Origin of the sequence: Streptosporangium sp. NPDC049046 (assembly GCF_040649155.1) — a bacterium.
Lineage (GTDB): Bacteria > Actinomycetota > Actinomycetes > Streptosporangiales > Streptosporangiaceae > Streptosporangium.
Genome location: NZ_JBEZEZ010000028.1, coordinates 89,340 through 113,425, shown reverse-complemented (window position 1 = coordinate 113,425; position 24,086 = coordinate 89,340). Strand labels below are relative to the sequence as shown.

The following is a 24,086-nucleotide window of genomic DNA, read 5'->3' as shown; positions in this document are numbered from 1 at the left end:
GCATCGCGATCCATCCCGGTTCATGTCAGCGGGCGCCGCTTTGAAGGCATCGAATCACAACCGCCCTTATTGATCTTGGTGAGATCACCTCACTGCCGGGCGGCGATCAAACGATTGGTGAGTTCCACCGTGGCCAGGTACCACCAGAAAATCCAGTCCAAGAACGCGGCGTCATAGTCGCCTCGCTGGTCGGCTCTGCGGTGACGCAGGGCATAGCGGTTGGCGATCTCGAACAGCGCGCCTTCGTCTGGTTTGCCGATGTCGTCGCGGATCAACTGACGACGCTCCTCAAGGATTCCGGCCAGCGCGATGATCGCCGAACGCTTGTTTTCGGGCGAGGTGGAGCGGCTACGGAAAAGAGCGATCGCGTGCTCGACCTGGTCCTTGGTATTGGGCGTTGAGGCGTGCAAGACCTGCTGGATGAGATGGCTGCGGGCATCATCGGTGACCGCCACCAACCGCCCGAGGTCTTCCCCTTCGGCGGCGAGCTTGTACTCAATGCCAGCCGAGTGCAGCATGTGGTTGATCTTCCATCGATATAAGGTCTGTCCAGGGACGGCGTGGAACTCCGAGTAGTGCCAGCCGCACTCGTTCCATGAGTGAAATCGGCGTTGACGGGGACGGCTGACCAGGTCATGGAATACCTCTACGAGTCCGTAAAAGGTGTCGTCGTCCCACGCGGTGGGGGTCAGTGGCCACAGTCCGGCGATGCCAAGACGACGATCGATGACCTCCGCAGGGTCTGGGAGTTCTCGATGATCGTCGACGCACTCCTCACCGAACGCCTCCACCAGATAGCCGTTGTCCTCGAACTCGGTGACGGTCCGGGCGAACTCGCGGCGTACATCCCTGAGACCACTGTGTAAGGAAGGGAAGGTGTCGGTGCGGCGCTGCGGCCAGTACGCTCGGGGAGCGGTCGCGTGCCGCAGTTCGCTGGCTCGATCGATCAGCTCGGTGAACCATTCCCGCTGGGGATCACCGTTTGCCGCCTGTGGTGACGCCGACGCCCACGGGTCCGCCGGAGGCCAGGGATCTGCTTGTCCAAAGCCCTTCAGGTTCGCGACATCCTCGAAGTCGGCCACCGCTGTTGTCCCTGACAGCGCCTCGGTCAGTAGCCAGATGACGCGATCGCTCCACATTCCCCCGCTGGAGCGCGCTACCCGCTGTCCCTCGGTGACGAACAATGCCGTGGGCCAAAGGAGTTCGTAGGAGTCCAAGTCCACCATCACAGCGTTCATCCTGGCGCATCGGCCCACCAAAGACTTCAGCATTTACCAAGCGGGGCATTGTTGCGATGGCATGACGACGGCAGTTCCCCGATGTGCATGCCAACCAATGCTGGGACGACTCGATCTGGCCCCTCATGCGGGGAGACGTCATCGTCGATGGCGAGGACCTGTGGCGGCTCACCTCGCGTCGCGCCGCTCAGCTGATCGCCGCGCTTCGCCCGGAGACCTACTTCGATTTCGATGTCACGGTCTGAGAGATAGCCGCGGTGGGACGCATCCAGCACAAGCGTCCCTCTGCTCTGGACACCGCCGAGGACACCGCCATCGTCGCCGACGCCCTCACCCATGCCAGGGTCGTTCATCTCACCGACCGCCGCTACACCGCTCCTTCCGGCGGTGAGAAACAGCATGTACTGCTCGCCCGTGCCCTCGCCCAGCAATCCTCGATCCTGGTGCTCGACGAACCCACCAACCACCTCGACGTCCGCCACCAGTTCGAACTGTTCGACCTGATCACCTCGACCGGTGTCATCGTCGTCGCCGCCCTGCACGACCTCAACCTAGCCGCCACCTACTGCGACCACCTCTACGTTCTCGCCGGGGAACGCATCGTCGCGTGGCCCCCCGCACGACTTCTCACCCCGTCCCTCGGTCAGGGAGGTGTTCGACGTCGACGCCCATGTCACCAGCGTCCCCGGGGCCGAACGCGCCCATCTCATTCTCCGCCCCCCGGGGCGGCATCGGCTCGTGAGGCACAGCGGCGGAGCCGTTAATCGGCCGCTCCGTTCGTGACGCGGCGGGGTACGCGTCGGCGATGGTCTCGTTTACCGAGCCCGTCGGATCACCTCCACAGCTCGCGGGAACTTTTCCGGGTTCGTGTCCGACTCAGGAGGTGGGAGGGACGGGTGGCGACGAGCATGCGGTCCCTCTGCGGTTTCGAGCTTGGTGCCGTCATCGCGGAGCGGGAAGAGGATCGAACCTGGCCGCCTGATTGGCCGTACCTCACGGTGGTGCCCGTTCGACGGGTTATGGATATGTGCCTGAATGTCGATATCGTCATACTTCCGATCGATTGAGAGAATCGTGGACACGAACACGTACGTGGTGCGGGGCATGAACTGTGAGAACTGTGTCGCCTCGCTGACCAAGAAGGCGCACGACGTGCCGGGAGTGACCAGGGTCGCGATCGATCTGCCCACAGGCAGAATGGACGTGACCTGGAGGGGGGTCGCCGACGACCCCGCGATGCGCGGGGTCGTCGAACAGGCCGGATTCCAGGTCGCCTGACGCCGACCCACGGCATCCCACCGACTACAGGGACATCGGTGACAGCGGCACACTTCGTGACGACGGAACTCTCCATCGGCTGCATGACCTGCGCGGGGCCAGCGCGGGCCGGACCGAGTGCAAGCTGAACAGGCTCGACGGGGTCGAGCGTGGCGGTCAACTACTCTCGCCGGCTTCGATTCGACCGATCTGGTGGCCGAGGTGGTGCGCGCCGGATCCACCACCGAGGTGGCTAGGCCGGTCGACGAGTGTTGAGCGCTGTGACCGCTGAAGGAGCGGCTGTAATCTCCGCGGTCCCGGGGTCGGGGTGATTGCCCTGGCCACAGATCCTGTGGACACCGGGCCCGGGGCTCGCCGGCCTTCACTGTGCCGATCGTTTTCTACGGCGGCTGCCCCTTCCACCGGGTCGCGCCTCCGCGCATGTTTGATGATGAGGCACACCACACGGCGGTGCCTGTCTGGTGAACTCAGCTGAGAACCCTGCGGGCCACCGTGGTGATGTGCAGTTCGTCGGGGCCGTCGAGGAGGCGGGCCATCCGGCCGGTGCGAAACAGTGCGGGCAGCGGGGTGTCGGGGCCCAGTCCGGCCGCGCCGTGGACCTGGATGGCCGCGTCGGTGACCTGTTGCAGCGTTCGGGCGGCGGCCACCTTTGCCAGGCCGGTCTCGACCCTGGCGTCCAGTTCCGCCTCCACCAGGGCCACGGCTTCGAACACCAGCGGGCGGGTGGTCCTGATCGCGAGCAGGGCGTCGAAGACGAGCGCCTGGACGAGTTGCAGGTCGGCGAGCCGTCCCGAGGCCGTCGGCCGTGAGCGGGCTCGCTCGCGCATGAGGGTGAAGGCGCGTTCGGCCTGGCCGAGCCAGCGCAGGCAGCGCAGCAGGCGGCCAAGCCTCACCCGTTCGGCGACCACGTGCAGCCCCCGCCCGGCCTCCCCGAGGAGGTGGCCGGGCGGGACGGTGACCGCGTCCAGGGCGATCTCCCACTGGCCGCCCACGCCGAGGACCGGCAGCTCGCGGACCACGCGGAAGCCGGGCGCGCGGGTGGGGACGAGCAGCAGGGACAGGCCGGTCGTGGAGGGTGGGGTGCCGCAGGTGCGGGCGAGTACGGCGGCCAGGTCCGCGTCGCCCGCGCCGGTGACGAACCACTTTCGTCCATGGACCGTCCAGGAGCCGTCGGACTCCTGGACGGCCCGGGTGGTGGTGAGGCCGGGTTCCGAGCCGGGCGCCTCCGGTTCGGTCATCGCGTTGCACATGGTCAGCCGCCCGCTCGCCACCCGGGGCAGGTAGAGGTCTCGTATGGCGGGGTCGGCGTGTTTGACCAGGGTCGTCACGTCCAGCAGCGCCGTGGACCCGAGCACGCCCGGACCATGATCGCTCGCGCCTTCGGCCTCGGCCACGTGCGCGTACTCCGTCAGCGACAGGCCCGCGCCGCCCAGCTCCGCCGGCAGAGGCAGTCCCCAGAGCCCTTCGGCGCGCGCTCGGTGCCTGAGCCGGGCGAGGAGTTCGCGCGCGGGCGCGCCGCCCGCGTCCAGTTCCGCCTCGTGCGGCATGACCTGCTCGCGGACGAATCCGGCCACCCGCTTACGCAGTGCAAGCACCTGCGGTGGGCAGGGGGGTGCGCCCCAAGTCTCCCCGTCGGATAGTCCGGTATCGGTCGTGATGGCGGCCTGCTGTGACATTCCAACTCCAGACATGTCGGGAACTGATTGAAAATTTCATCCGACTTCCTGCTGTGGAACAGGTCGCGTAGACGCGCGGCGGAGTTCCCGTTCGCGGTCAGGCACGACTCGCGGTCACCGCCGCGGGAGAGGAGAGCCATGGCACACCCCGTCACCGTCACGGCGGCGCACCCGCTCGACGGCCTCGGCCTGCGGGCGGTGGGGCCACCCGCCCTCACCGCCGTCGCCGCCCGGCACCTGGTCCTGCTGGGCGCCGCCGACCTCGGATCGGCCGCGTCGGAAGGCCCCGGGATCGTGTCACTCAGTGGTACGGACGGGCGCCCGCTCAGCGCCGAGATCGTCTGGGCCGCTCTCGCCCCGCGGGAGGAGGTGAGCGACGAGGCCACCGCGCAGGCCGCGACCGGGGTCGCCCACGTGCACGGCCGCCGCGACGGCGAGCCGCGTGGCCTGGCCGCGGACTACCTGACGACCGCGTGCTCGGTACTGGCCGTCCAGGGACTCCTGGCCGCCCTGGTCGGGCGGGCCCGCGGTTGTGCGGTCGAGACCGTGCGGACCGGGGTGGACCTGGCCGGGCTGCTCGCCGTCGGCCAGTATCTGGCGGCCGCCACGGCCGGGGACGAGGAGGCGGTGCCGTTCTCGCCCGGCGGGCCGCCCTTCACCACGGCCGATGGTGTGTGTTTCGAGGTCGAGACCCTCGACCCGGCCGCGTGGGTGACGTTCTGGCGAGCCTTGGGGGTGGCCGAGCGTCTCGCCGGATCGGCGTGGAAGTCCTTCCAGTTCCGCTACGCCACCGCCTGCTGTCCACTTCCCGAGGAGTTGCACGCGCAGGCTCGCGCGGCGACCTGGGAGGGCGTGCGGCACGCCGCGACGGAGTCGGGCGCCTCGGTGTGCGCGCTGCGCTCCCTCACCGACCGTCTGGCCGAACCCCGCCCGGCGGCGCCCTGGCGGCTGTCGCCGCTTGTTCCGATGTGCGGACCGCCCGCGCGGGGCACGGAGGCCGAGACCGCCCGCCCCCTGGCCGGGCTCACGGTCCTGGAGGCCGGGCGGCGGATCCAGGCGCCGCTGACCGCCCACCTGCTGGGCCTGCTGGGCGCGGACGTGGTACGGATCGAGCCGCCTGGCGGGGATCCGCTGCGCGGCATGCCGCCCATGTGCGGTGATCTGTCGGCCCGGTGGCTGGCGCTCAACCGGGGCAAACGCGCGGTGGAGATCGACATCAAGTCGGCCGCCGGCCGGGCCGGGCTGCGCGACCTGGTCGCGGACGCGGACGTCTTTGTGCACAACTGGGCGCCGGGCACGGCCGAGCGCCTCGGCCTGGACGACCGCGACCTGTCGGCGGTCAACCCCGCCCTGGTCTACGTCTACACCAGCGGCTGGGCCGGGCGGTTGGCCGACGTGCCGCTGGGAACCGACTTCATGGTTCAGGCCCGCACCGGTGTGGGCGAGGCCGTGCGGCCCGCCGGTGAGCCGGCCGCGCCGTCGCTGATGACCCTGCTGGACGTTCTCGGCGGCCTGCTCGGTGCCGAGGCGGTGCTCGCCGGACTCCTGCTGCGCGAGCGCGACGGCCGCGCCGTGCGGGTGGACTCCTCGCTGCTGGGCGCGGCCGAGCTGCTCACCGGGCCCGCGCTGCGCCGGGCCGCCGACGGTGGGAGGGCCCGCGCTCCGGAGGGTTTCCGCCGTCCCCTGCGGACGACGGACGGTTGGGTGAGCGTCGCCGACGACTCCACCGGACAGGTGGGCGCGACCTCTCTCAACGAGATCACCGCGATGACCTCGGCCGAGGCCCTGGCCTCGCTTCGGCGCCGGGGGCTGCGGGCCACCGCCGTGACGACCTCGCTGGAGGCCCTGCCCGCCGACCCGCGTTTCGCAGCCGCCCTCGCCCGTGACGAGCACGGGGCCCTGGCCGTACCCGCTCCCTGGAGGTTCGCATGACCCTGCACCTGGACGACCTGGTACCCACCACCTTGAGGCGCCGGTGGGCCGCCGAGGGCACCTGCCCGGACCTCGACCTGTACGTCCTGTTTCGCACCCGCCGCCTGGCCGCCCCGGACCGAATCGCGGTGATCGACACGGCGGGCGAGCTCAGCTACGCCGAACTGGACCGCCTGGCCCGGGCGGCCGCGGCAGGGCTGCGCGGGCTCGGCGTCTGCGAGGGCGACGTCGTCGGCGTCCAGCTGCCCAACGGCCGGGACGCGGTCGTGGCGGACCTGGCCGTGGCGGCACTCGGCGCGGTGGCACTGCCGTTCCCCGCAGGTCGGGGGGTGGCCGAAGCGACCTCCCTGCTGAGCCGCTCCGGCGCACGGGCCGTCATCGCCGCCATCGACCACCGGGGCGCCGCCCATGCCCGCGACCTGGTGGCCGCGGCCGGCGATCTGCCGGGCCTGCGGGCGGTGATCGCCGCCGGTCCGCAGGAACCTCCGCCGGGCAGCGTCGCCTGGAGTGAGGTGCTGTCGGCCGACGGCGGCGCCTTCGTCCCGGCCAGGCCTGACCCCGACAGTGCGGCCCGCATCCTGGTCTCCTCCGGGTCGGAGTCGGAACCCAAGATGGTCGCCTACTCCCACAACGCGCTCGCCGGTGGGCGGGGCAACTTCATGGCCACCCTCATCCCCGACGAAAGCACGCCACGCTGCCTGTTCCTGGTCCCGCTCGCCTCGGCCTTCGGTAGCAACGGCACCGCCGTCACCTTGGCCCGGCACGGCGGCTGCCTGGTGCTCCTCGACCATTTCTCCCCCCGGTCCGCGCTGGCCGCGATCCGTGAGCATCGGCCCACCCACGTGCTGGCCGTACCGACCATGATCCGCATGATGCTCGACCACCCGGACTTCGGGACGACCCCACCCCTGACCGCATTGGTACTGGGCGGCGCGGAGCTGGACGCGGCCACGGCCACTGAGGCTGGTGAGGCCTTCGGCTGCCCGGTGATCAACCTGTACGGCTCCGCCGACGGGGTGAACTGCCACAGCGGGTTCCGCCCGGTCCCGATGAACGATCCCGGCCCCGGCGTGGTGGTGGGCCTGCCGGACCCTCGGGTGGCGGAGATCCGCATCGCCGCCGCGCCGGACGGAGAGCAGTTCGGCGAGATCATCGCACGGGGCCCGATGACCCCGATGTGCTACGTCGGCGCACCGGAGCTGAACCAGCGCTACCGCACCGCCGAAGGCTGGGTCCGCACCGGTGACCTGGGTCTGATCGACGCCGACGGGCGGCTGCGCTTGATCGGCAGGCTCAAGCAGGTCGTCATCCGCGGCGGTGCGAACATCAGCCTGGCCGAGGTGGAGCACGCGCTGGCGACCCATCCCGAGGTGCGCGAGGTGGTGTGCCTGGGAGTGTCCGACCAGGTGATGGGGGAGCGGCTGGCGGCCTGCGTGGTGCCGCGCCCCGGCCACGTTCCTGACCTCGCCGGCCTCACCTCCCACCTGCTTCAGCAGGGACTCGATCGGGGCAAGCACCCCGAACACCTGCTGGTGGTGGAGGAACTGCCGCTGACCCCGGCGGGCAAGCCCGACCGGAACGCGCTACGCGATCTACTGCTTCGCGGGTAGCACGGATCAGTGCGATCTTCCCAGGCCGGTGGCAACTCCGGCCCGGTGAGAAACCCCGCAAAACCCAGTCAGCAATTCAGCGCTCAGGGTCGCCTTACCCCTGAGACGCAACTACGCTGGATGCTCGTGGTCATATCAACGGCAGCCGATGGCGGCTCGCTCTCGCTGTACTCCCTGCTGTCCGAACCGGCAGTTGCGCGACCCGATGAGGATCCGCCTGACACTCTGAACACCAAGGCAATCGAAACTGTCGACGAAGATCGCTCGTTCGCTCTGTTTTACGTGCCGGGACTACCTGCGAACTGATCCTTGATGGCGTAGCCTTACGCGATGGTTACGGAAGATTCCGGCGAAGCCTGGCCGACTCCCGAACGGCGCCGAGGGTTATATCGGCGACTTGGCCAGGCCTCGCCATCAGCGATGAGTGAACCACCACCTGACACGATAATCACCGAAGCGATCGAAACTGTCGACAACGACCGAGCGGTCGGTGCGTTTCCGGGCACCGGCCTTCCTATGCCGTGAGCCAATCATCCGCCTCGATCGTGATCGGCGACCTGGATGACCCGCATGCCATGGCGGTCCTCGATCAGATTAAATCTTCGCCTCCGCCGTATGTTATGAACGCTGCCACGTTGGCAGATAGCGTTTATTGCATGCAGGACGCCCGGCTGACTCTTACCGGCAATGATGCGAATATCGAGCTGGCTTCGGACCGAGGCATCCGCGGATGGATCCGTCGGCTGGCTCCCGCCGACTGGAACCGAGGGGTAGCGGTCGAGTCTCTCGAGGCCGCAGAGAAGACGGCCTGGCTGACACTTCTCACAGCTGCGCTACGCACCTGTGGCGTCGAATGGCTTACGGACATCGATGCACTCATCACCTCAGAAAACAAACTCGTTCAATATGCTGCGGCCATGCGGATCGGGGTTCGCACTCCACCCACTGTTGTCACTAACGATCCCGTAGCGGTGCGGGATGCAGTGGGTTTCGATCTCGTTCTCAAGCCGCTTGGTCCGGGGCATTTTTTCGACGGCGATCAGCCCTTCACGGTGTTCGCAACCGCCGTAAACGCCGACTCTCCCGAGTTGCAGGCGCTCGCGGCGGCACCCTTTTTGATTCAGGAACGGATCGCGGCCCGTTCTCACCTACGTGTTGTGACGGTCTGCGGCGATGCTTGGGGGGCTGAGCTTGACGCATCAGGTCAGCCGATGGACTGGCGCGCCGCCCCGATTGCGCATCGATCGTTCACTCCTGTTGATCTACCAGAGGAGGTTGCAGGCGGAGCCCTTTCCATTGCGGCCGAACTGAGCTTGGGCTACACCAGCCAGGATTGGGTGATCGGCGATGACGGCGCCTACTTGTTGGACGTTAACCCGGCGGGCCAATGGCTTTTCCTTCCCTCTAGCGTCGCAGATCCGGTCACATCGGCTATCGCCTCCTGGCTGGGGCGGAATTCATAGTGGCAGAAAAAGATGCGCTGCCATCTGAAGTCACGGTTTATCTTCGGCATCTATCCGGGCTATGGCCTGGTCGCAAGGTGCCCGTTTTCGCTCTTCACCGTGTTGAACCCGGTGAAATGCGCGATTGGGACTCGGTAGAGTTAACTCTTCTCGTCGAAGAAGGGCGCCGACAGCTCGATCGGCAGTTGAGTGACCTGGAGCAGATTCGCGGACGCGCCCAATTTCTGTTTCCGACCGCTCTCGCGCTTCTCCTGGTCGTCCTTGCTAGCGTTCAAACCATAACTGCGGCTCCGACTCCATGGTCGTTTGTCGTCTGGTGCGTAAGCATCACCAGCACGATGCTTGGGCTTTTGGGGTCAGCTGCCGTCACCGTGGTTCGCAAAGAGATCGGTACTATCGACAGCACACGGCTTTCGAGACAGTCGCCACCGATTCTCCCGATTCTCGCGCTTTCCTATGCGCGTACGGTACGCATTGGAGAAAACACCGTCGCCACACACATCACTGTGTTCCGAGACGCGGTACTGCTTGTTCTTTTAGGTGTGATCACCCAAGGATTCGCATGGCTCCTCGCCGTTTTCTAATATGCCTCGCTGCTGTGCAGGGTGCGCCTCCCGGACCGGGGTGACTCCGGCCCGGGAAAGGGTCTTCGATCAGGCGGCCCGGTCGGCGGCTTGCAGCGATTCGATGAGCTGGGTGCGGGCTCGCGCGACCCGGGAGCGCACCGTGCCGATCGGACAGCCGATCAACAAGGCGGCTTCGGCGTAGGGCAGGCCGACGATCTGGGTGAGCACGAAGGCCTCACGCCGCTCGCGGGGCACCTTGGCCAGCAGGTCCGCCAGGACCACTCCGTCCTCACGCCCCGGTAGCCCACGGGGCTGACATCGTTCGGCGGCGGCCTGCCAGTCGGCGAGATCGGCGATCTTTGGACGGCAGGACGCCGATCGGAACCGGTCGACGACGACTCTCCGGGCGATGGACAAAAGCCAGGTCCGGGCCGACGAGCGGCCGGCGAAGCAGGGCAGACTCCGCAGGACGCGCACGAACGTCTCCTGGGTCAGGTCCTCCGCCGACGGGGTCCCGGCCAGGTAGGCGATGAATCTGCTTACATCGGTGTAGACCGCACGGGTGAAGGCCTCGACGTCCGCGGGCGCTCCTCCGCGCGCGGCCAGTGCGAGCACCGTCAGCTGCTCGTCAGAGCATGCGGGGGTGTCATGGTCGGGGGCGCGGTGGTCGCGCGTGACAGAACTCATGATGGTCGTTCCTTGGGTCGCGGTGCAGAACGGATACACGGTCCGGAGATGGGTGGCCCCTGACGGGCTGGTGGAGGAGACAGGGGCACAGGGGCGGGGCGGCCACTGGGGCCGGGCAGGTGGGCCACGAGGGCGTGGTGCGCGAGGTGGCCGGACGGCTTCTCGTGCGGGTCGCGTCATCGCGCCCGCTCTCGTGGGAACCTCGGCGGGCCCGCGAGCGACTGTCTGGAGCGCGGTCGTCACCAGGACTCCGCCAGGGGAAGGAGGCCGCGATGCGGCTGGAACGACCGGCAGGCCCCGCTCCCGGCATGGCCGGGGAACGGTGGGTGACCGTTCTGCTCACCGCGGCCATGGGTGTGTCGATGCTTCAGCTCTTCCTGATCGGTGCGCTCGGCCCGCGCCTGGTCGGGGAGGCGGGTATCTCCCGTGCGGCGATCGGCCTGACCACGACCGCCGGGTTCGGGGTCGCCGCGCTGTTGTCGCTCACCGCCGGTCGCTGGGTGGACCGGCTGGGCGCCCGTCGCAGCCTGGTCGCCCTGCTGCTGCTGGCCGCGGTGGCGCTGGCCCTGATCGGCGCCGCCTCGAACACGTTCGTCCTGCTGGCGGCGGTGGCCCTGGGCGGGCTGCCGCAGGCGCTGGCCAACCCCGCGACCAACAAGATCATTTTGGCTGTGGTCGAACCGGCCAGGCGCGGCGCGGTCACCGGCTGGAAGCAGTCCGGGGTGCAGCTCGGCGCCTTCGCGGCGGGACTGCCGCTGGCGGCGCTCGCCGCCTGGACGGGATGGCGTGGTTCGGTGTGGACGGCCGCCGCGCTCGCCGCCCTCGTCGCCTACTGGGCCCTTCGCGCGCTGCCGCCCGACCCCGGCCTCGCGCAGGCGCCGCCTCCTTTGGACATGCCGCGCGCCCGCGTCGGCCAGCTGGCGCTGTTCTCCTTCCTGCTGGGGTGCGGGATCGCCGCGGTGAACACCTACCTCGCGCTGTTCGGGGTGGAGCGGCTGGGATTGGGGCCGGTCGTGGCGGCATGGTTGATCGCCGCGCTGGGCGTCACCGGGGTGGCGGGCCGGGTCGGCTGGTCGCGGCGGGCCGGCCGTCTGGGCCGGCCCGAAGTGCTTTTGGCCCCCCTCGCGGCGGGAGCGTGCGGGGCCGCCCTGCTGCTCGTGGCGGCCTCGTCGGTTCCCTTTCTGGTCTGGGCCGGGGCGGCGGCCGTCGGCGCCTTCGCCGTCGCGGGCAACGCGGTCACGATGGTCGCGGTGATCAAGCGTGCCGACCCTCGTAGTGCCGGTCGTGCCTCCGGGCTCGTCTCGGCGGGTTTCTTCACCGGCTTCGCCGCCGGGCCGCCACTGTTCGCGATCCTCGTCGAGCTCATGGGGTACGGGCCGGGCTGGGTGCTGGTGGCCGCCGAGTTCGCCGCCGCTGCCGCCGTCGCGGCACCACTGCGGTTCCGGGCCGGAGCGCGCCGATGATCTGGGCGCAGAAAGCGCTGGTGGAGCTTTTGGTTCGGGCAGGGACAACCGAAACCGAAGTGGCCGGGCGATGGCCGCTACACGCAGACCCCGGCTCCGGCCGTTGGACGACCACCGCCCGCGGGTCATGGACCGGTGGTTTCTGGGCGGGCCTGCTCTGGCTGCGGGCGATCATGAGCGGTGATCTCGCCGACCGAGCCGCCGCGACCGGCCGCACCGCGCTGCTCGGCCCCTGGATCGAGGCCGACACCGCGACCCGGGGTCTGATCTTCTGGTACGGCACCGCGTTCGGCGTGGCGGGTGGGGACGCCGCGGCGGCGGCGCTTCGCGACCGCGCGGCCCGCGCCTGCCTGAACGCCTACGACCCCGGGCTCGGGCTGGTGCCCTGGGGGGAGGCGTTCGGCGGTCCCCGCGAGGTGGCTCGGGTCGACGGGCTGCCCGGCCTCCTGCAACTCCTGCGCCTGTCGGGGCCCGCCGGGATCACGGCCGCCCGTACCCAGCTCGATCTGCAGCTCGGGCTGACGACGGGTGAGCGGGAACTGCGCCCGGCCTGGCGGGCACTGCCGGACGGCGCCTGGGCGCACCATTCCGATCCGGCGCCCGGCTGGAGTCGTACGGTGGCGTGGCTGTCGCTGGCGGTCGCCGACGCAGGTGACGAGGGTGAGCGGCAAAGGCTGCTGGGCCATTCCCAGGTGACGGCCCGCTTCGCGGCAGCCTCGCCCGCCATCCCCCTGGCATGTCCCGGCGGGCCGCCGGACACCTCGGCCGCCGCGATCGAGGCCGTCGCCGCTCTCAAGCTGGCCGCGCGGGCCTCTGGGGACGAGGCGGCCCGGCTGCGGGATCGGGCCGCCGCCGTGCTCCGCGAACTGGTCACAGAGCACCTGCACGACGGCCGCCTCCTGAACGGGTGCTACGACGTCGGCCATGGGGTGGCCACTCGCCACGAACTGGTATGGGGCGATTTCTTCCTGGCCGTGGGGCTGGCGATCCTCACCGGAGTGATCAGCCCCTTCGCCTGCTGAGCGTCGTGGTAAGCGCCTGGGCGACGGCCTGCTCCGGATGATCCGGCAGCCGGGGACACCGCCAGGCGACGTGGTCGTCAGGACGTATGAGGACGGCCCCGTCGGTCTCGATGCCGTAGGCAGCGGCGATATCTGTGTCTCCCGCGTGCACCAGCAGCGGCACACCCTCCGGCGCCGACTCTCGCCAGGCTGCTCCGTCCGGTCCGGTGAGCAGGGTGAAGCCGGTGCCGACGAGGTCAAGCGTGGAGATCTCGTGCCCGTCATGGCGCATCCACAGGTGGGGAGCGCGATGTCCTGGGCGGGCTGAGGGCTGGTAGGCGGAGACCGGATCCGGTAGGTCGGGTGACGGTGTGCCGTCGGAGACCACCGCCGCGCCGGGGCCGTCGTAGGCATAGCCCAAGACGAGCCCGTCACTGGGGCGCGAGCGGGGCAGGGGCCCGTCCACGCCCGGAATGACGGCGGTGGATTCCAGCGTCGCGAGCAGGCTGCGACGGCTCTGGGTGACGGTGTCGGCCCCGACGGGGCGCCGCTCGGCCTCATAGGAGTCGAGCAGCTCGGGCCCCGCCCAGCCCTGCAGGACGGCGGCGAGTTTCCAGACAAGGTTGTCGGCGTCCTGGATGCCGCAGTTCATCCCGAATCCGCCGTAGGGAGTCATGGCATGTGCCGCGTCTCCGGCCAGGAACACCCGGCCTGCCCGGTAACGGTCGGCCAGCAACGCGGCGGCGGTCCACTCCTGGGTCGCGATCACGTCGATGTCGAGATCCGGTACGGCCGCCGCCGCGCGGATCAGATCGGCGCAGTCGCGGGGGGTCAGGTCGTCGACCGCGCGGCGCGCGGGGTCGTGGACGAGGTTGAACAGCCACCGGCGCCGGTTGTCCACCGTCATGAACGTGCCGGTCAGTGCGGGATTGGCGATGGTGTAGATCAGGCTGAGCCGGTCGGCGAGGTGTGGGCGCAGGTCGGCTTCGAACAGGATGTTGAGATTGCGGCTGAGGGCGGCTTCGCCCGACATGGCGATGCCGAGCTCACGCCGTACGAAACTGTCGGCGCCGTCTGCGGCGACGACATAGGTGGTACGGATCGTCGAGGTCTGTCCGTCGGTGTCGCGCAGCCGCGCGGTCATCCCCTGCTCGTCCTGTTCCAACGCGATCAGTTCCTGGCCGAAGTGCACCCAGCCGGGGCCGAGCGACTCGGCGTGCTCGCGCAGCAGCGGCTCCAGCACGTCTTGGGAGCAGACCGCGGTGAAGGCAGGGCTGAAGGCCGCCCGCGCCGGGTCGGGCAGGTTGCTGTTACGGATGTGGTCGGCGCAGGTCAGGGAGGTGCCGAAGAAGAAGTGCAGGCTCTCCTCGCGGGGAACTCCGGCGGCCAGCACGGCCTCCTCCAGGCCGTAGCGGCGCAGCACCTCCATGGTGCGGATGCTGAGCGCCCGCCCCTTAGGGAAGGCCGAGGTGGCCGCATGCCGTTCGACGAGCAGCGAGGGCACCCCGAACCCGGACAGCGCGATCGACGCGCACAGGCCGACCGGTCCTCCGCCGACGATGAGCACGGGAACGTCCACGTGCCTCCTTCCAGAAAAAAAGGGGGGCGGGGCGGCTCGTACGGAACCGCCCCGCACAATCGGTCAGCCCAGGGCCTCGGTCAGCGCGTCGGCGCCTGCCCGGTACACGGCGAGCAGATCCAGCCCCTGGTCGGGGAAGTTGTTGATGACCACACGCTTGGCCTCGACACCCGCGAGGGCGTCCCCACCGGGCATGGCGGAGTTGTCGAGCACCAGCCGGGGCTTCTTGGCGGCCAGCTCGGAGATCTGGCCGGCGGTGGGCGGCTGCGGGCCGAACACCCCGGCGGGCTGAGCGCCGGCCAGATCGGAGGCCCAGGCCACGAACGCCTGCGAGACGATCACCGGCGCGGTGCCCTTGGTGGCGGTGGTGACCTTCTCCCTCAACGCGGTGTACTCGGTGTCGAAGGCCGCGGTCCACGCCTCGGCAGCCTGGGCGGTGCCGAACTCACCGCCCAGGCGCCGCACCTCGGCCTTGACCTTGTCGGGGGCGTTGTCCAGGGAGACCTCGATCAGCTTGGCCTTGGACCCGGCGGCCTCCTTGAGCTTGCCGGCGAAACCCTCGAAGGCGGCGTACAGCACCACGTCGGCCTCGGCCACTTTCGCCAGATCCGACGGCTTGGGGTCGTAGTCGGCGGCGTGGTGCACGCCGGGTGGGACGATCACCGTGATGTCGGTCGCGCCCGCGGCCTTGGCGAACCCCGCCTCCCAGGTGGAGGCGGCGACCACCTTCAAACCGCCTCCCGTGGATGAAGTGGGAGAAGCGGAGGGGGAAGCCTCCTCGGTGCTCCCGCAGGCGGCCATGGCCAGCGCGGCGACAGCGGCCAAGGCAGCGAGACGGAATCGGCGCAAGATGATCATTTCGTGAGGATCCTTTCCGGAATCGAGTAGAGAAGGACGGTGCAGACCCCGCCGACCAGCACCAGCACCGGACCGGGCGGGAAGTCGAAGAGCAGGGCGAGGAAGAAGCCGCCCAGGTTGAAGACCAGCCCGAAGGCGACCGACCAGCCGACCATGGCCGACAGTGACCGGCCGACCCGGCGCGCGGCCAGGGCGGGCAGCAGGGTGAGCGCGTCGACCAGCAACGCCCCGGTCAGCCGGATGGCCGAGGCGATCGCCACCGCGATCACCACCAGCAGGACGAGCGTGAGCCGCTCCACGGCCACGCCCGAGCAGATGGCCAGCTCACGGTCGTGCAGCAGCAGGGCCAGGTCCTTCCTGCGCAGCCCGTACAGCACCGGGACGAGCGCGGCCAGGACGGCGAGCGCGGCCACGTCCCCGGGGCGGGTGGCCAGGATCGACCCCCACAGCAGCTCGAACGCCCCGTTGGCGTTCACCCCGGAGATCGACAACACCAGCAGCGCCGCCGCGATGGCCAGCGTCATCAGCAGGCCCATCGCCCCCGACAACCCCGCGCTGCTGCGGGCCAGCGGCGTGAGCGCACCACCGGTCAGCCCGCACAGCACCAGCGCGCACAGCAGCGGATCCAGCCCGGTCAGCAGGCCGATCGCGATGCCCAGCAGCGCCACGTGCATCATCGCGAAACGGACCGGCATGATGTCCAGCCCCACGATGAACACCCCGACGATCGGCAGCGCCACCGAACCGAGCAGCAGCGCCACCAGGGCCAGCCGGACCGAGGGAATCTCCAGCAGCGTCCAGATCGAGTTCACCGGACCTCCCGCAGCCGCCCGGCGGCCATCTCAGCCACCCGCCCGCACGCCTGGGCGACCACCCGGTCATGGGTGACCACCACCACGCTCACCGCCAGCCCGGCCAGCACGCCGGCGACCTGCTCCTGACCGGCGAAGTCCAGCGCCGCGGTCGGCTCGTCGGCCAGCACCAGCCCCGCCCCGGCCGCGACCTGTCCCAGCGCCCGCGCCAGATAGGCGCGCTGCAACTGGCCACCCGACAGGGTGGCCAGCGGGCGTTCCAGCAGTGCGCCCACTCCCAGGTCTTCGGCCGCGGCGAACGCCCGCTCGGCGTGTCCGCCGCTGGCCAGTAGCTCGCGCACCAGCAGCGGAAAGCGGCCAGCCGCTTGGCGCTGCGGGATCCAGGCGACCTCGGAGCGGCGGCGGGCCCAGTCGGCCGGCGTGCGCGCCCGCCGTCCCGAGACCTCGATCACCCCGGAGACCTCGCGATGCAGTCCAAGAAGCGCGCGCAGCAGCGTGCTCTTGCCCGAGCCGTTGGTGCCGGTGATGGCCAGATGCTCGCCAGGGGCGAGCGCCAGGTCGACGGCGTCCACCGCGAGGAGCCGGCCGTGCCGACAGCTCACGGCGGACAGGCGTAGACCGGCGGCGGACGCCGGGGAACCGGACAAGGGGACGGGGACGGGGACGGGCATGGGCGTACTCCGGTTGGGGGGAGGGGCACGGCGGCAGCAGGGCGGACCGGGTCCGCCCGGGAGGGCATCGTGAAGAGACGGGACCGCCTGTGGGGGCAGCCCGTGAAGAGGGAGCGGTTCAGCCGCGGATCGGCAGTGGCGGGGCCCGCCCGCTGAGCGCGTACCGCAATAGCGCGGACCGCAGGAGCGGCGGTGCGAGGGAAGTCGTACGCCATAGGCGGGCAGGCGCGGCCGTCTGGCTACACCGGACCCTCAGCAACCGGAACAGCCGGACGGCGAGGCGGCGCAGCACCGCCCAGAGCGCGGCCTCGCCGCGCGCCAGCCACAAAGCGGCCAGCGCTCCCGCCCAGCCGTGCGCCACCACCATGCCCAGCCCGGGGACCAGCCCGGAACCGGAATGCGCGTGCCCGCCGACCTCGGCCAGCGGCGCGATGAGGTGAACCGTGGAAAAAAGCAGGTGCAACGCCACCTGCGTGCCTGCCAGTAACGGCCAGATCACGCCCAGGCCGCGTTCACCGCCGGTCGCGGGCAGCGCCACCAGGAACGCCAGCGCCAAGGCGCACGCCGCCGCCGGTGCGGAGACGACGCCCCCGCCGGACACGTGGGCGAGCACACCGAGCCCCAGGCACACCACGGCGAAGGCCGCGGCGCGGGCGAGACGTAACGTCAGGTGCGCGGGCATGGCCGGCGGATCACTCCGCGCCGCCGGAACGGCCTCGGCGAGAGGCCTGCAACCAGATGCCCGCGCCGATGGCCACGATCGCGGCGAGTGCGACCCAGATCCAGCCCGGCAGGCTCCCGGCGTTCTCCTGCTCGCCGGTGGCGGAAGCGGGGCCAGGCGAAACGGGCTGCGCGACCACCGGTGCGGACGCTGAAGCCGTCGGCTCCGGCACCGGTGTGGTCGCGACGGTCGGCGCGGCCTTCGCGGACGGTGTCGCCGGGGCGGTCACGATGAAGGGAGTCTCCCCCTCGATCGGGTGACCGTCGGAGGAGACCACCCGCCAAGCGATCACATAGTCACCCGGGTCCAGAGGCGCCGAAACGTCGGAGGTGACCGTGTCACCTGCGACCTTCGCTTTGCCGATGTCGATGATCGTGTCGCTCGCCGTGCGCAGCGCGACCGCTGGGAAGCGGACCTGAGAGCTGAACTCCAGCCTGATCCGTTCGACGGCGGAGACCTTGGCATCCTTGGCGGGAGAGCTGCTCTTGAGACGGTCGTGGGCGAGCGCGGCGGGTGCGCCGAGCAGGACGAATATGGCGCAACACAGGGCGGTGACAACGGTCGTGCGGACGGATCGTGGCAGGGACGCCATCGTGGACTCCAGAAGGGACCTCCGGCCGTGCCCTTGGCACAGACCGGCGAAACGGAAGGAACGCCTCCAGCGAAAAAGGAGGGCGTCTGGTCACGGGGGCACGCCGCCCTCCGGACCCTTCCTCCAGGTCCTTCAGCCGGCGTGTCGCGGCGCGGGTGGGCCGCGCCGCCGCAGCACCGGCAGGATTTCCCAGCCGCCGTACGGCCGGACATCGGCGGCCGGAACGGCCCGCCACACCGGCGACGCCACCTCGGCGGGGACGGCGAACAACAGCCGGATCAGCGGCCTCGGCCCGCCGTACAGGCGGATCATCAGCCACAGGGCGCTCTCGCCTCTGTGCAGCCACCAGCCGGTGCCCAACGCCACCGCGAGATGGATCATCGTCATGCCCAGGCCGGAATGGCCGTGCTCGGCGGAGGACATCGCCTGCGGCGCGGGCGCGGCGCGATTGAACAGCTCATGCAGCAGGATCTGCGCGCCGATGGTCGCGCCGAGCACGACCTCCACACCGCGCTCGCGCCCGTTGAGCGCGTACGCCACGCAGAAGGCGATCAGTGCGCCCAGAACGGCCACGTGCGGCGGGATCAGGCCGCCCCCGGCCAGCGCGTGGCCGCCCGCGGAGACCACAAGGCACATCGTCGCGAAGACGACGGCTCGTGGCACGCGCAGCGCCGACACCGTAGGGGTCACAAAGGACATCCTGTCAGCCGGGTGGCTCGCCGAGAAGACCGGGACAGCGGATCATGCCTCAGGCCGTCGCGGCCGGGTGCGTGAATCTCATACCCGGACATACGTGGGAACGGCTCCCGCCGTTCACCCGAAACGCGGGACGGTCATGCGAAGAGCGCCTCGTTTCCCATGGCGGCCGTGCGTGCGGTCCCGGACGCCGTTGCAACGATCACTGAACGAACCGGTCGGGGGCTTGTCGTTAATGGTGGTTGTGCGAACATGGTCGGCGTAGGCGACGGCGGAACGAGGAAGCCGGTGTGAATCCGGTGCGGTCCCGCCACTGTGATCGGCGAGTGAATCCCGAACAGGCCACTGCCCGCGTGCGGGTGGGAAGGCCGGGAGGAGCATCGACCCGAGAGCCAGGAGACTCACGCTGTCGCCTCCTCACGAAATGGGGCGGATCTCCCCAAGAGAGGACGGTGGCCGTCATGCGGTTCTCCCGCTATAGGGCCCTTCAGCCTGCCCGTCGTGCAGGACTCTCCTGGTGATCCGGCCTCTCGCCCGTCGCGGCAGCCGTCGAGGAACGGTGGCCGCGGCCAGTTTCCAGGAGACCACCTATGGGCATCCCCCGCCCGATCACCGGCGTGCTGCTCGCCATCCTGCTCACCGCCACCGCCTGCGGCGCCCCCGCGCCGCAGGGCTCACCGAGCGCTTCGGCGGCACCGCCTTCGGCCGAGGGCCGTTGCGTCACGAGCTTCGACGCCGCTGAGGACTACTTCCCGGTCAAGCAGAAGGTGGAGCACGCGACGAACTTCACGCTGACCTACGCCAAGAACTATCAGGTCCTCACCGTCAAGCAGCCCGCCCCCGGCGCCAAACCGGAGACCTACGTGCTGGTGCGGTGCGGCACCCCTGCTCCCGCGCTCACCGGCGAACTGGCCGCGGCGGTCACCGTCGAGACCCCGATCGAGCGGCTGTTCTCCGCTTCGACCACCCACCTGCCGTTCATCACCGACCTGGGCGTGCTGGAGCGGCTCACCGGTGTTTCGTCGGCCGGGTACATCGCCTCCCCCCAGGTACTGGCCCAGGTGAAGGCCGGGAAGATCACCGAGTACGCCAAAGGTCAGGAAGTCGACACCGAGAAGGTGATCGCCGCCAAGCCGGACGTGCTGATGAGCGGCGGCACCGAGGACAAGGCCTACGGCCCGTTGCGCCAGGCCGGGATCACGGTGGTGGCCAACGCGGAATGGCTGGAGTCCACCGCGCTGGGCCGCGCCGAGTGGATCAAGGTGATGGCCGCGCTGACCGGTACCGAGGCCAAGGCCGGTGAGGTGTTCGGCAAGGTCGAGACCGACTACACCGCCCTGGCCGCCAAGGCCAAGGCCGCCGCACCGGTCACCGTGCTGCCGGGCCAGATGTACGAGGGGCAGTGGTCGGTGCCCAACGGCGGCAGCTACGTCGCGGGGCTGATCAAGGACGCGGGCGGCACCTACCCGTGGGCGGACACGCCGGGCCCCGGCAGCACCACCCTGGACCTGGAGGCTGTGCTGTCCAAGGCCAAGGACGCCGAGGTGTGGCTGGCCGCCGTGAACGAGTGGAAGAGCCTGGCCGATGTGGAGAAGGCCGACCCGCGCTACGCCAAGTTCGGCGCGTTCGAGTCCGGAAGCCTCTGGTCGGCGAACAGGACGCTCGGCCCCGGGGGCGGCAACGACTTCTACGAGCGCGGCGTCGGCCACCCGGACCTGATCCTGGCCGACCTGGTAGCGATCTTGCATCCCGACCTCGCGCCGGGGCACGCCTTCACCTTCTACCAGCAGCTGGCCAAGTGACGGCTCTGGCCCTCGCGGGTGTTCCGGCGGCGGCCCGGCGCCGCCGGAGCGTCGTTCTGGCCGTCATCGGGGTCGCGGTGCCGCTGGCGTTCGCGCTGGCGGTCCTGCTCGGCTCGACCTCGATCCCGCTGAACCAGGCACTGCTCGCCTTGGTGCGTGACACCGGCGCGGACCCGGGGGTTCAGGAGATCATCTGGACGGTACGGTTGCCGCGCGCCATCACCGCGGCCCTGGCCGGAGCGGCCCTGTCGGTCTCGGGAGTACAGCTGCAGACTCTGTTTCGCAACCCGCTGGCCGAGCCGTACATCCTGGGGGTGAGCTCGGGGGCGAGCCTGGGCGTGGCGCTGGTGATCATCGGGTGGGGCGGCGCGGCCGGCGCGTTCACCGCGGGCATCGCGGGCCTGGGCCGCGCGGGCGTGGTGGTGGCCGCCTCGGCAGGTGCGGCCACGGTGCTGGGGCTGGTGCTGGTGCTGTCGCGGCGGGTCAGGTCGGTGGTGACGTTGCTGATCATCGGCGTGATGGTGGGGTCGGCCGCCACCTCGCTCATCACGCTGCTGCTGGTCTACACCGACCCGCAGCGGGCCCAGCAGTTCATCATGTGGGGTCTGGGCAGCTTCGCCGGGACCACCTGGGGAGATCTCGGGGTGTTCGTGCCGGTCTGCGTGGCCGCGCTGGCGGGTGCGCTGGCCGGGGTCAAAGCGCTCAACGCGCTGCTGCTGGGCGAGAACTACGCGCGCACTATGGGTGTGCGGGTCCGGGTGGTGCGCACGCTCACCCTGTTGACCTCCTCGGTGCTGGCCGGGGCGGTGACCGCCTACTGCGGGCCGATCGCCTTCCTCGGTCTGGCGGTGCCGCACGTGGCCAGGCTGCTGCTGGGCACCGCCGACCATCGGGTGCTAATGCCCGCGGTCGTCCTGCTGGGGGCCGCCGTGGCGCTGGCGTGCTGTGTGGCCACCCAGGCGCCGGGCAGTGGGGTCGTGCTGCCGTTGAACGCGGTGACCACCATCGTGGGCGCGCCCGTGGTGATCGCCGTACTGCTGCGCAGCCGCGCGGCCCGCACTGGACTGGCGGTGTGAGCATGAGCCTGGAACTACGCGGACTGCACGCCGGATACCCCGCCAGGCGGGGGCAACCGGAGCGTCGCGTGCTCGACGACCTGGACGCCGAAGCCCTGTCGGGTGAGCTGACCGTGCTGATCGGCCCGAACGGCACCGGCAAATCCACGCTGCTGCGCACCATGGCCGCACTCCAGTCCGCGCTGGGCGGCCAGGTGCTCCTCGGCGGCGTCGACGTCGACACCCTGCCCGCCGCCGACCTGGCCAGGAGCCTGGCCGTCGTGCTCACCGAACGCGACCTGCCGCCGCTGCTGAGCGCCCGCGAGCTGGCCGGGCTGGGCCGCCACCCGCACACCGGATTCACCGGACGCCTCTGGCCCGGCGACCACGAGATCGTCACCTGGGCGCTGACCGCCGTGAACGCGGGCCATCTGGCCGACCGGGCGGTGACCGAGCTGTCCGACGGCGAGCGCCAGCGGGTCCTCGTCGCCCGCGCTTTGGCCCAGGAACCGGCGGCGATCTTGTTGGACGAGCCGACCGCCTTTCTCGACGTCACCTCCCGGGTGGCGCTCATGGGCCTGCTGCGCCGTCTGGCTCGCGAGAAGAACCTGGTCATCGTGGTCTCCACGCACGATCTGGAGCTGGCGCTGCGGGTCGCCGACCGGATGTGGCTGATCGACCCGGCGGGCCGCCTGCACACCGGCACCCCGGAGGAGCTGACCTCGCGGGAGGTGATCGGCGCCGCCTTCGACGGCGGTGAACTGGCCTTCGACGCGACCTCCGGCATGTTCGTGCTCCAGAGCGGGGCCAGCGGTACCGTCCGCGTCCTCGCCGAAGGTCTGCACGCCGCCCTGCTGGAGCGGGCGCTGGCCAGGGAGGACTGGCGTACGGCCGGCGCCGGGCCCGCCGAGCTGGCGGTGGAGTGGACGGGCGACGGCTACCAGGCGGCCTACGACGGCACCATCCACCGGTTCGCCACCTTGCCCGACCTGGCCGCCTGGACGCGTACGGCGCGCTCCGGGCTCGCCGTCGCCCGGCCCGGGCTGCTGCCCGCCGCACCGCCGATGGTGTCGGTGGCGGTCGCCGACGTCTCCACGATCAGCGGTTACTTCGAAGTCGGGATCGGCCCGATCGACACCGAAGCGGGCTGGCGACCGCTCACCGACCTGCTGGCCGACCTCGAATCCCTGCGGCGGCGGATCACCGACGTCGCCGAACGCTTAGGGACCGACGAGACCCGAGTGGCGGCCTCCATCCTGTTCCAGGGGTTGGCCGCCCGGCTGTGGTCACCGGTCATCGGCGCGGCGGTGGCCCACGACCTGCTCCTGGACCTGGGCCCTTCCCGCCTCCACTGGCGGGAGGCGCCCAGCGGGCCGCTGCCGCTGCGCGCCGAGCGCCCGAACGGCTGGCAGGTCCTCGCCCCCGCCAGGGTCGCCGGAGCGCTGCACCACACCGTGGTGACCGAGCTGCTGGAGCCGCTGGCGCAGGCCGTAGGGGAGATCGTGAAGATCGCCCCCGGGCTGCTGTGGGGCAACGCCGCCTCCGCCCTGGCCGGAACCATCCGGACCATCGCCCGACAGCGCCCCGAACTCGCCGCGCGAACCATCGTGCTCGGCCGCGAACTGCTCGCCCTGGGAGTGCTTCAGGGCGGCGGCGACCTGGTCGAACCCGCTCCCGGACAGCCGTTCTTCGTTCGGCGCAGTTGCTGCCTGTACTACCGCCTGCCTAACGGCGGCAAATGCGGCGACTGCGCCCTCATCGACCCCGACACGCGCCGCGAGCAGTGGGCGCTGACCCTGCGACAGGCCGGAGGACCCGCATGAGCCACACCGTCGTCGAGGAACACGGCACCGGCACCCTGCACGTGTGGGCGCTGCCCACCGACGAGCGCACCTTGCTGTCGCTGGTCACCGACATCTTCGAGCACCACTGGGAGCACATCTGGTTCGGGGTCATCGTCCAGGGCGCGGCCTGGGAGGTCGCCGCCCCCAACGCGCCCGAACGCATCAGCCTGTACGACGGATATGTCACCGTCGACTTCGGCCGCTGGCACTTTCACCTGTGCATCGGCGAGCACACCGCCAGCGGCCCCGAACTCGGGCGGATCCGCCGCTGCGCCCGCGCCGAGCTCTACCGCTCGATCAGCGCCGACGGCCACCCCGTCTCCTGGGGGATGCGGATGTTCAACGGCCAGGGCGACCAGCTGATGACCGTGCTGCTGCCCAACCCGTTCCTCACCGACCGCCAGCAGATCCTCGACCCGCCCGACTACGACCGGCTGATCGCCTGGGACGAGCTTCGAGCCGCCTATCTCGGAATCGGCCCCGATCCATTGGACCGCGCCGGAAAGGGCTTCAAGCACGGATAAGAGGGGGGCTCCGCCGCC

Annotated in this window: 23 protein-coding genes and 1 riboswitch; of the genes, 13 read left to right on the top strand and 10 right to left on the bottom strand. The window is 70.3% G+C overall.

Annotated elements, in window-relative coordinates; genetic code table 11:
* Positions 1-89: 89 nt before the first annotated feature.
* Entirely contained in the window at positions 90-1,271 is a 1,182-nt protein-coding gene (locus tag AB0B96_RS32090) for a hypothetical protein (RefSeq protein ID WP_362904763.1), read from the bottom strand.
* Positions 1,272-1,321: 50 nt separating this feature from the next.
* On the opposite strand from AB0B96_RS32090, the gene AB0B96_RS32085 reads away from it, so the two are divergent.
* From AB0B96_RS32085 to AB0B96_RS32075, 3 genes are all read left to right on the top strand, one after another.
* On the top strand, positions 1,322-1,483 hold the full coding sequence (locus AB0B96_RS32085) for a hypothetical protein (RefSeq protein WP_362904761.1): 162 nt from the start codon (positions 1,322-1,324) through the stop codon (positions 1,481-1,483).
* Between the two features lie 12 nt (positions 1,484-1,495).
* Complete coding sequence (locus AB0B96_RS32080) at positions 1,496-2,002, top strand: ABC transporter ATP-binding protein (protein WP_362904759.1); 507 nt, start codon at positions 1,496-1,498, stop codon at positions 2,000-2,002.
* A 310-nt stretch (positions 2,003-2,312) separates the two neighbouring features.
* Positions 2,313-2,516, top strand: coding sequence for a heavy-metal-associated domain-containing protein (locus AB0B96_RS32075; protein ID WP_362904757.1), 204 nt, complete (start codon positions 2,313-2,315; stop codon positions 2,514-2,516).
* A 467-nt stretch (positions 2,517-2,983) separates the two neighbouring features.
* Here the strand turns inward: AB0B96_RS32075 and AB0B96_RS32070 are convergent, their stop codons facing one another.
* Positions 2,984-4,111 (bottom strand): acyl-CoA dehydrogenase family protein, encoded by a 1,128-nt coding sequence (locus AB0B96_RS32070; protein ID WP_362904755.1) that lies wholly within the window; start codon positions 4,109-4,111, stop codon positions 2,984-2,986.
* 219 nt (positions 4,112-4,330) lie between these two features.
* Here AB0B96_RS32070 and AB0B96_RS32065 point away from each other — a divergent pair, with 219 nt between their 5' ends.
* The 4 genes from AB0B96_RS32065 to AB0B96_RS32050 all read left to right on the top strand — a co-directional run bounded on the left by AB0B96_RS32065 (position 4,331) and on the right by AB0B96_RS32050 (position 9,781).
* Entirely contained in the window at positions 4,331-6,124 is a 1,794-nt protein-coding gene (locus AB0B96_RS32065) for a CoA transferase (protein WP_362904752.1), read from the top strand.
* Positions 6,121-7,734 (top strand): class I adenylate-forming enzyme family protein, encoded by a 1,614-nt coding sequence (locus tag AB0B96_RS32060; protein ID WP_362904751.1) that lies wholly within the window; start codon positions 6,121-6,123, stop codon positions 7,732-7,734. The genes AB0B96_RS32065 and AB0B96_RS32060 overlap by 4 nt, the downstream gene beginning before the upstream one ends.
* Positions 7,735-8,279: 545 nt before the next feature.
* Positions 8,280-9,197: a hypothetical protein gene (locus AB0B96_RS32055; RefSeq protein WP_362904748.1), complete on the top strand. Its 918-nt coding sequence runs from the start codon at positions 8,280-8,282 to the stop codon at positions 9,195-9,197.
* On the top strand, positions 9,197-9,781 hold the full coding sequence (locus tag AB0B96_RS32050) for a hypothetical protein (protein ID WP_362904746.1): 585 nt from the start codon (positions 9,197-9,199) through the stop codon (positions 9,779-9,781). The genes AB0B96_RS32055 and AB0B96_RS32050 overlap by 1 nt, the downstream gene beginning before the upstream one ends.
* A gap of 69 nt (positions 9,782-9,850) precedes the next feature.
* Here the strand turns inward: AB0B96_RS32050 and AB0B96_RS32045 are convergent, their stop codons facing one another.
* Positions 9,851-10,450, bottom strand: a complete 600-nt coding sequence (locus AB0B96_RS32045; protein ID WP_362904744.1) for a sigma-70 family RNA polymerase sigma factor — start codon at positions 10,448-10,450, stop codon at positions 9,851-9,853.
* Between the two features lie 272 nt (positions 10,451-10,722).
* Here AB0B96_RS32045 and AB0B96_RS32040 point away from each other — a divergent pair, with 272 nt between their 5' ends.
* A complete protein-coding gene (locus AB0B96_RS32040) occupies positions 10,723-11,913 on the top strand; it encodes an MFS transporter (protein WP_362904742.1) in 1,191 nt (396 codons plus the stop codon).
* Between the two features lie 59 nt (positions 11,914-11,972).
* Positions 11,973-12,935 (top strand): hypothetical protein, encoded by a 963-nt coding sequence (locus tag AB0B96_RS32035; RefSeq protein ID WP_362904740.1) that lies wholly within the window; start codon positions 11,973-11,975, stop codon positions 12,933-12,935.
* On the opposite strand, the gene AB0B96_RS32030 is transcribed toward AB0B96_RS32035, so the two are convergent.
* The 7 genes from AB0B96_RS32030 to AB0B96_RS32000 form a co-directional block, all read right to left on the bottom strand.
* The gene (locus tag AB0B96_RS32030; RefSeq protein ID WP_362904738.1) at positions 12,916-14,493 is read right to left on the bottom strand and encodes an FAD-dependent monooxygenase; all 1,578 of its coding nucleotides are present in this window, start codon (positions 14,491-14,493) and stop codon (positions 12,916-12,918) included. The genes AB0B96_RS32035 and AB0B96_RS32030 overlap by 20 nt on opposite strands.
* Positions 14,494-14,556: 63 nt before the next feature.
* On the bottom strand, positions 14,557-15,351 hold the full coding sequence (locus AB0B96_RS32025) for a zinc ABC transporter substrate-binding protein (RefSeq protein WP_362904736.1): 795 nt from the start codon (positions 15,349-15,351) through the stop codon (positions 14,557-14,559).
* A complete protein-coding gene (locus tag AB0B96_RS32020) occupies positions 15,348-16,163 on the bottom strand; it encodes a metal ABC transporter permease (RefSeq protein ID WP_362904734.1) in 816 nt (271 codons plus the stop codon). The genes AB0B96_RS32025 and AB0B96_RS32020 overlap by 4 nt, the downstream gene beginning before the upstream one ends.
* Positions 16,160-16,765: an ATP-binding cassette domain-containing protein gene (locus tag AB0B96_RS32015; protein ID WP_362904732.1), complete on the bottom strand. Its 606-nt coding sequence runs from the start codon at positions 16,763-16,765 to the stop codon at positions 16,160-16,162. Before AB0B96_RS32015 ends, AB0B96_RS32020 begins: the two co-directional genes overlap by 4 nt.
* A gap of 187 nt (positions 16,766-16,952) precedes the next feature.
* Positions 16,953-17,516: an MFS transporter gene (locus tag AB0B96_RS32010; RefSeq protein WP_362904730.1), complete on the bottom strand. Its 564-nt coding sequence runs from the start codon at positions 17,514-17,516 to the stop codon at positions 16,953-16,955.
* A gap of 10 nt (positions 17,517-17,526) precedes the next feature.
* On the bottom strand, positions 17,527-18,147 hold the full coding sequence (locus tag AB0B96_RS32005; RefSeq protein ID WP_362904728.1) for a copper resistance protein CopC: 621 nt from the start codon (positions 18,145-18,147) through the stop codon (positions 17,527-17,529).
* Between the two features lie 132 nt (positions 18,148-18,279).
* Positions 18,280-18,837, bottom strand: a complete 558-nt coding sequence (locus tag AB0B96_RS32000; protein WP_362904726.1) for a hypothetical protein — start codon at positions 18,835-18,837, stop codon at positions 18,280-18,282.
* Positions 18,838-19,085: 248 nt separating this feature from the next.
* Positions 19,086-19,267, top strand: a riboswitch (cobalamin riboswitch).
* Between the two features lie 166 nt (positions 19,268-19,433).
* Between AB0B96_RS32000 and AB0B96_RS31995 the strand changes: the two genes are divergently transcribed.
* Genes AB0B96_RS31995 through AB0B96_RS31980 form a run of 4 tightly spaced genes read left to right on the top strand, consistent with a single transcriptional unit; the run spans position 19,434 to position 24,068 of the window.
* Positions 19,434-20,645 carry an ABC transporter substrate-binding protein gene (locus AB0B96_RS31995; RefSeq protein WP_362904724.1) on the top strand — a complete coding sequence of 404 codons (1,212 nt, stop codon included), beginning with the start codon at positions 19,434-19,436 and terminating at the stop codon, positions 20,643-20,645.
* Complete coding sequence (locus AB0B96_RS31990) at positions 20,642-21,721, top strand: iron ABC transporter permease (RefSeq protein WP_362904722.1); 1,080 nt, start codon at positions 20,642-20,644, stop codon at positions 21,719-21,721. Before AB0B96_RS31995 ends, AB0B96_RS31990 begins: the two co-directional genes overlap by 4 nt.
* A gap of 2 nt (positions 21,722-21,723) precedes the next feature.
* Positions 21,724-23,523 carry an ATP-binding cassette domain-containing protein gene (locus tag AB0B96_RS31985; RefSeq protein ID WP_362904720.1) on the top strand — a complete coding sequence of 600 codons (1,800 nt, stop codon included), beginning with the start codon at positions 21,724-21,726 and terminating at the stop codon, positions 23,521-23,523.
* Positions 23,520-24,068 (top strand): hypothetical protein, encoded by a 549-nt coding sequence (locus AB0B96_RS31980; RefSeq protein WP_362904718.1) that lies wholly within the window; start codon positions 23,520-23,522, stop codon positions 24,066-24,068. The genes AB0B96_RS31985 and AB0B96_RS31980 overlap by 4 nt, the downstream gene beginning before the upstream one ends.
* Positions 24,069-24,086: the final 18 nt, after the last annotated feature.

What these genes read in the sequence shown, in the direction of transcription:
- AB0B96_RS32090 (WP_362904763.1), bottom strand. Translation starts at nt 1,271, where the DNA reads ATGCTGAAGTCTTTGGTGGGCCGATGCGCCAGGATGAACGCTGTGATG.
- AB0B96_RS32065 (WP_362904752.1), top strand. Translation starts at nt 4,331, where the DNA reads ATGGCACACCCCGTCACCGTCACGGCGGCGCACCCGCTCGACGGCCTC.
- AB0B96_RS32060 (WP_362904751.1), top strand. Translation starts at nt 6,121, where the DNA reads ATGACCCTGCACCTGGACGACCTGGTACCCACCACCTTGAGGCGCCGG.
- AB0B96_RS32045 (WP_362904744.1), bottom strand. Translation starts at nt 10,450, where the DNA reads ATGAGTTCTGTCACGCGCGACCACCGCGCCCCCGACCATGACACCCCC.
- AB0B96_RS32040 (WP_362904742.1), top strand. Translation starts at nt 10,723, where the DNA reads ATGCGGCTGGAACGACCGGCAGGCCCCGCTCCCGGCATGGCCGGGGAA.
- AB0B96_RS32025 (WP_362904736.1), bottom strand. Translation starts at nt 15,351, where the DNA reads ATGATCATCTTGCGCCGATTCCGTCTCGCTGCCTTGGCCGCTGTCGCC.
- AB0B96_RS32010 (WP_362904730.1), bottom strand. Translation starts at nt 17,516, where the DNA reads ATGCCCGCGCACCTGACGTTACGTCTCGCCCGCGCCGCGGCCTTCGCC.
- AB0B96_RS32005 (WP_362904728.1), bottom strand. Translation starts at nt 18,147, where the DNA reads ATGGCGTCCCTGCCACGATCCGTCCGCACGACCGTTGTCACCGCCCTG.
- AB0B96_RS31995 (WP_362904724.1), top strand. Translation starts at nt 19,434, where the DNA reads ATGGGCATCCCCCGCCCGATCACCGGCGTGCTGCTCGCCATCCTGCTC.
- AB0B96_RS31985 (WP_362904720.1), top strand. Translation starts at nt 21,724, where the DNA reads ATGAGCCTGGAACTACGCGGACTGCACGCCGGATACCCCGCCAGGCGG.
- AB0B96_RS31980 (WP_362904718.1), top strand. Translation starts at nt 23,520, where the DNA reads ATGAGCCACACCGTCGTCGAGGAACACGGCACCGGCACCCTGCACGTG.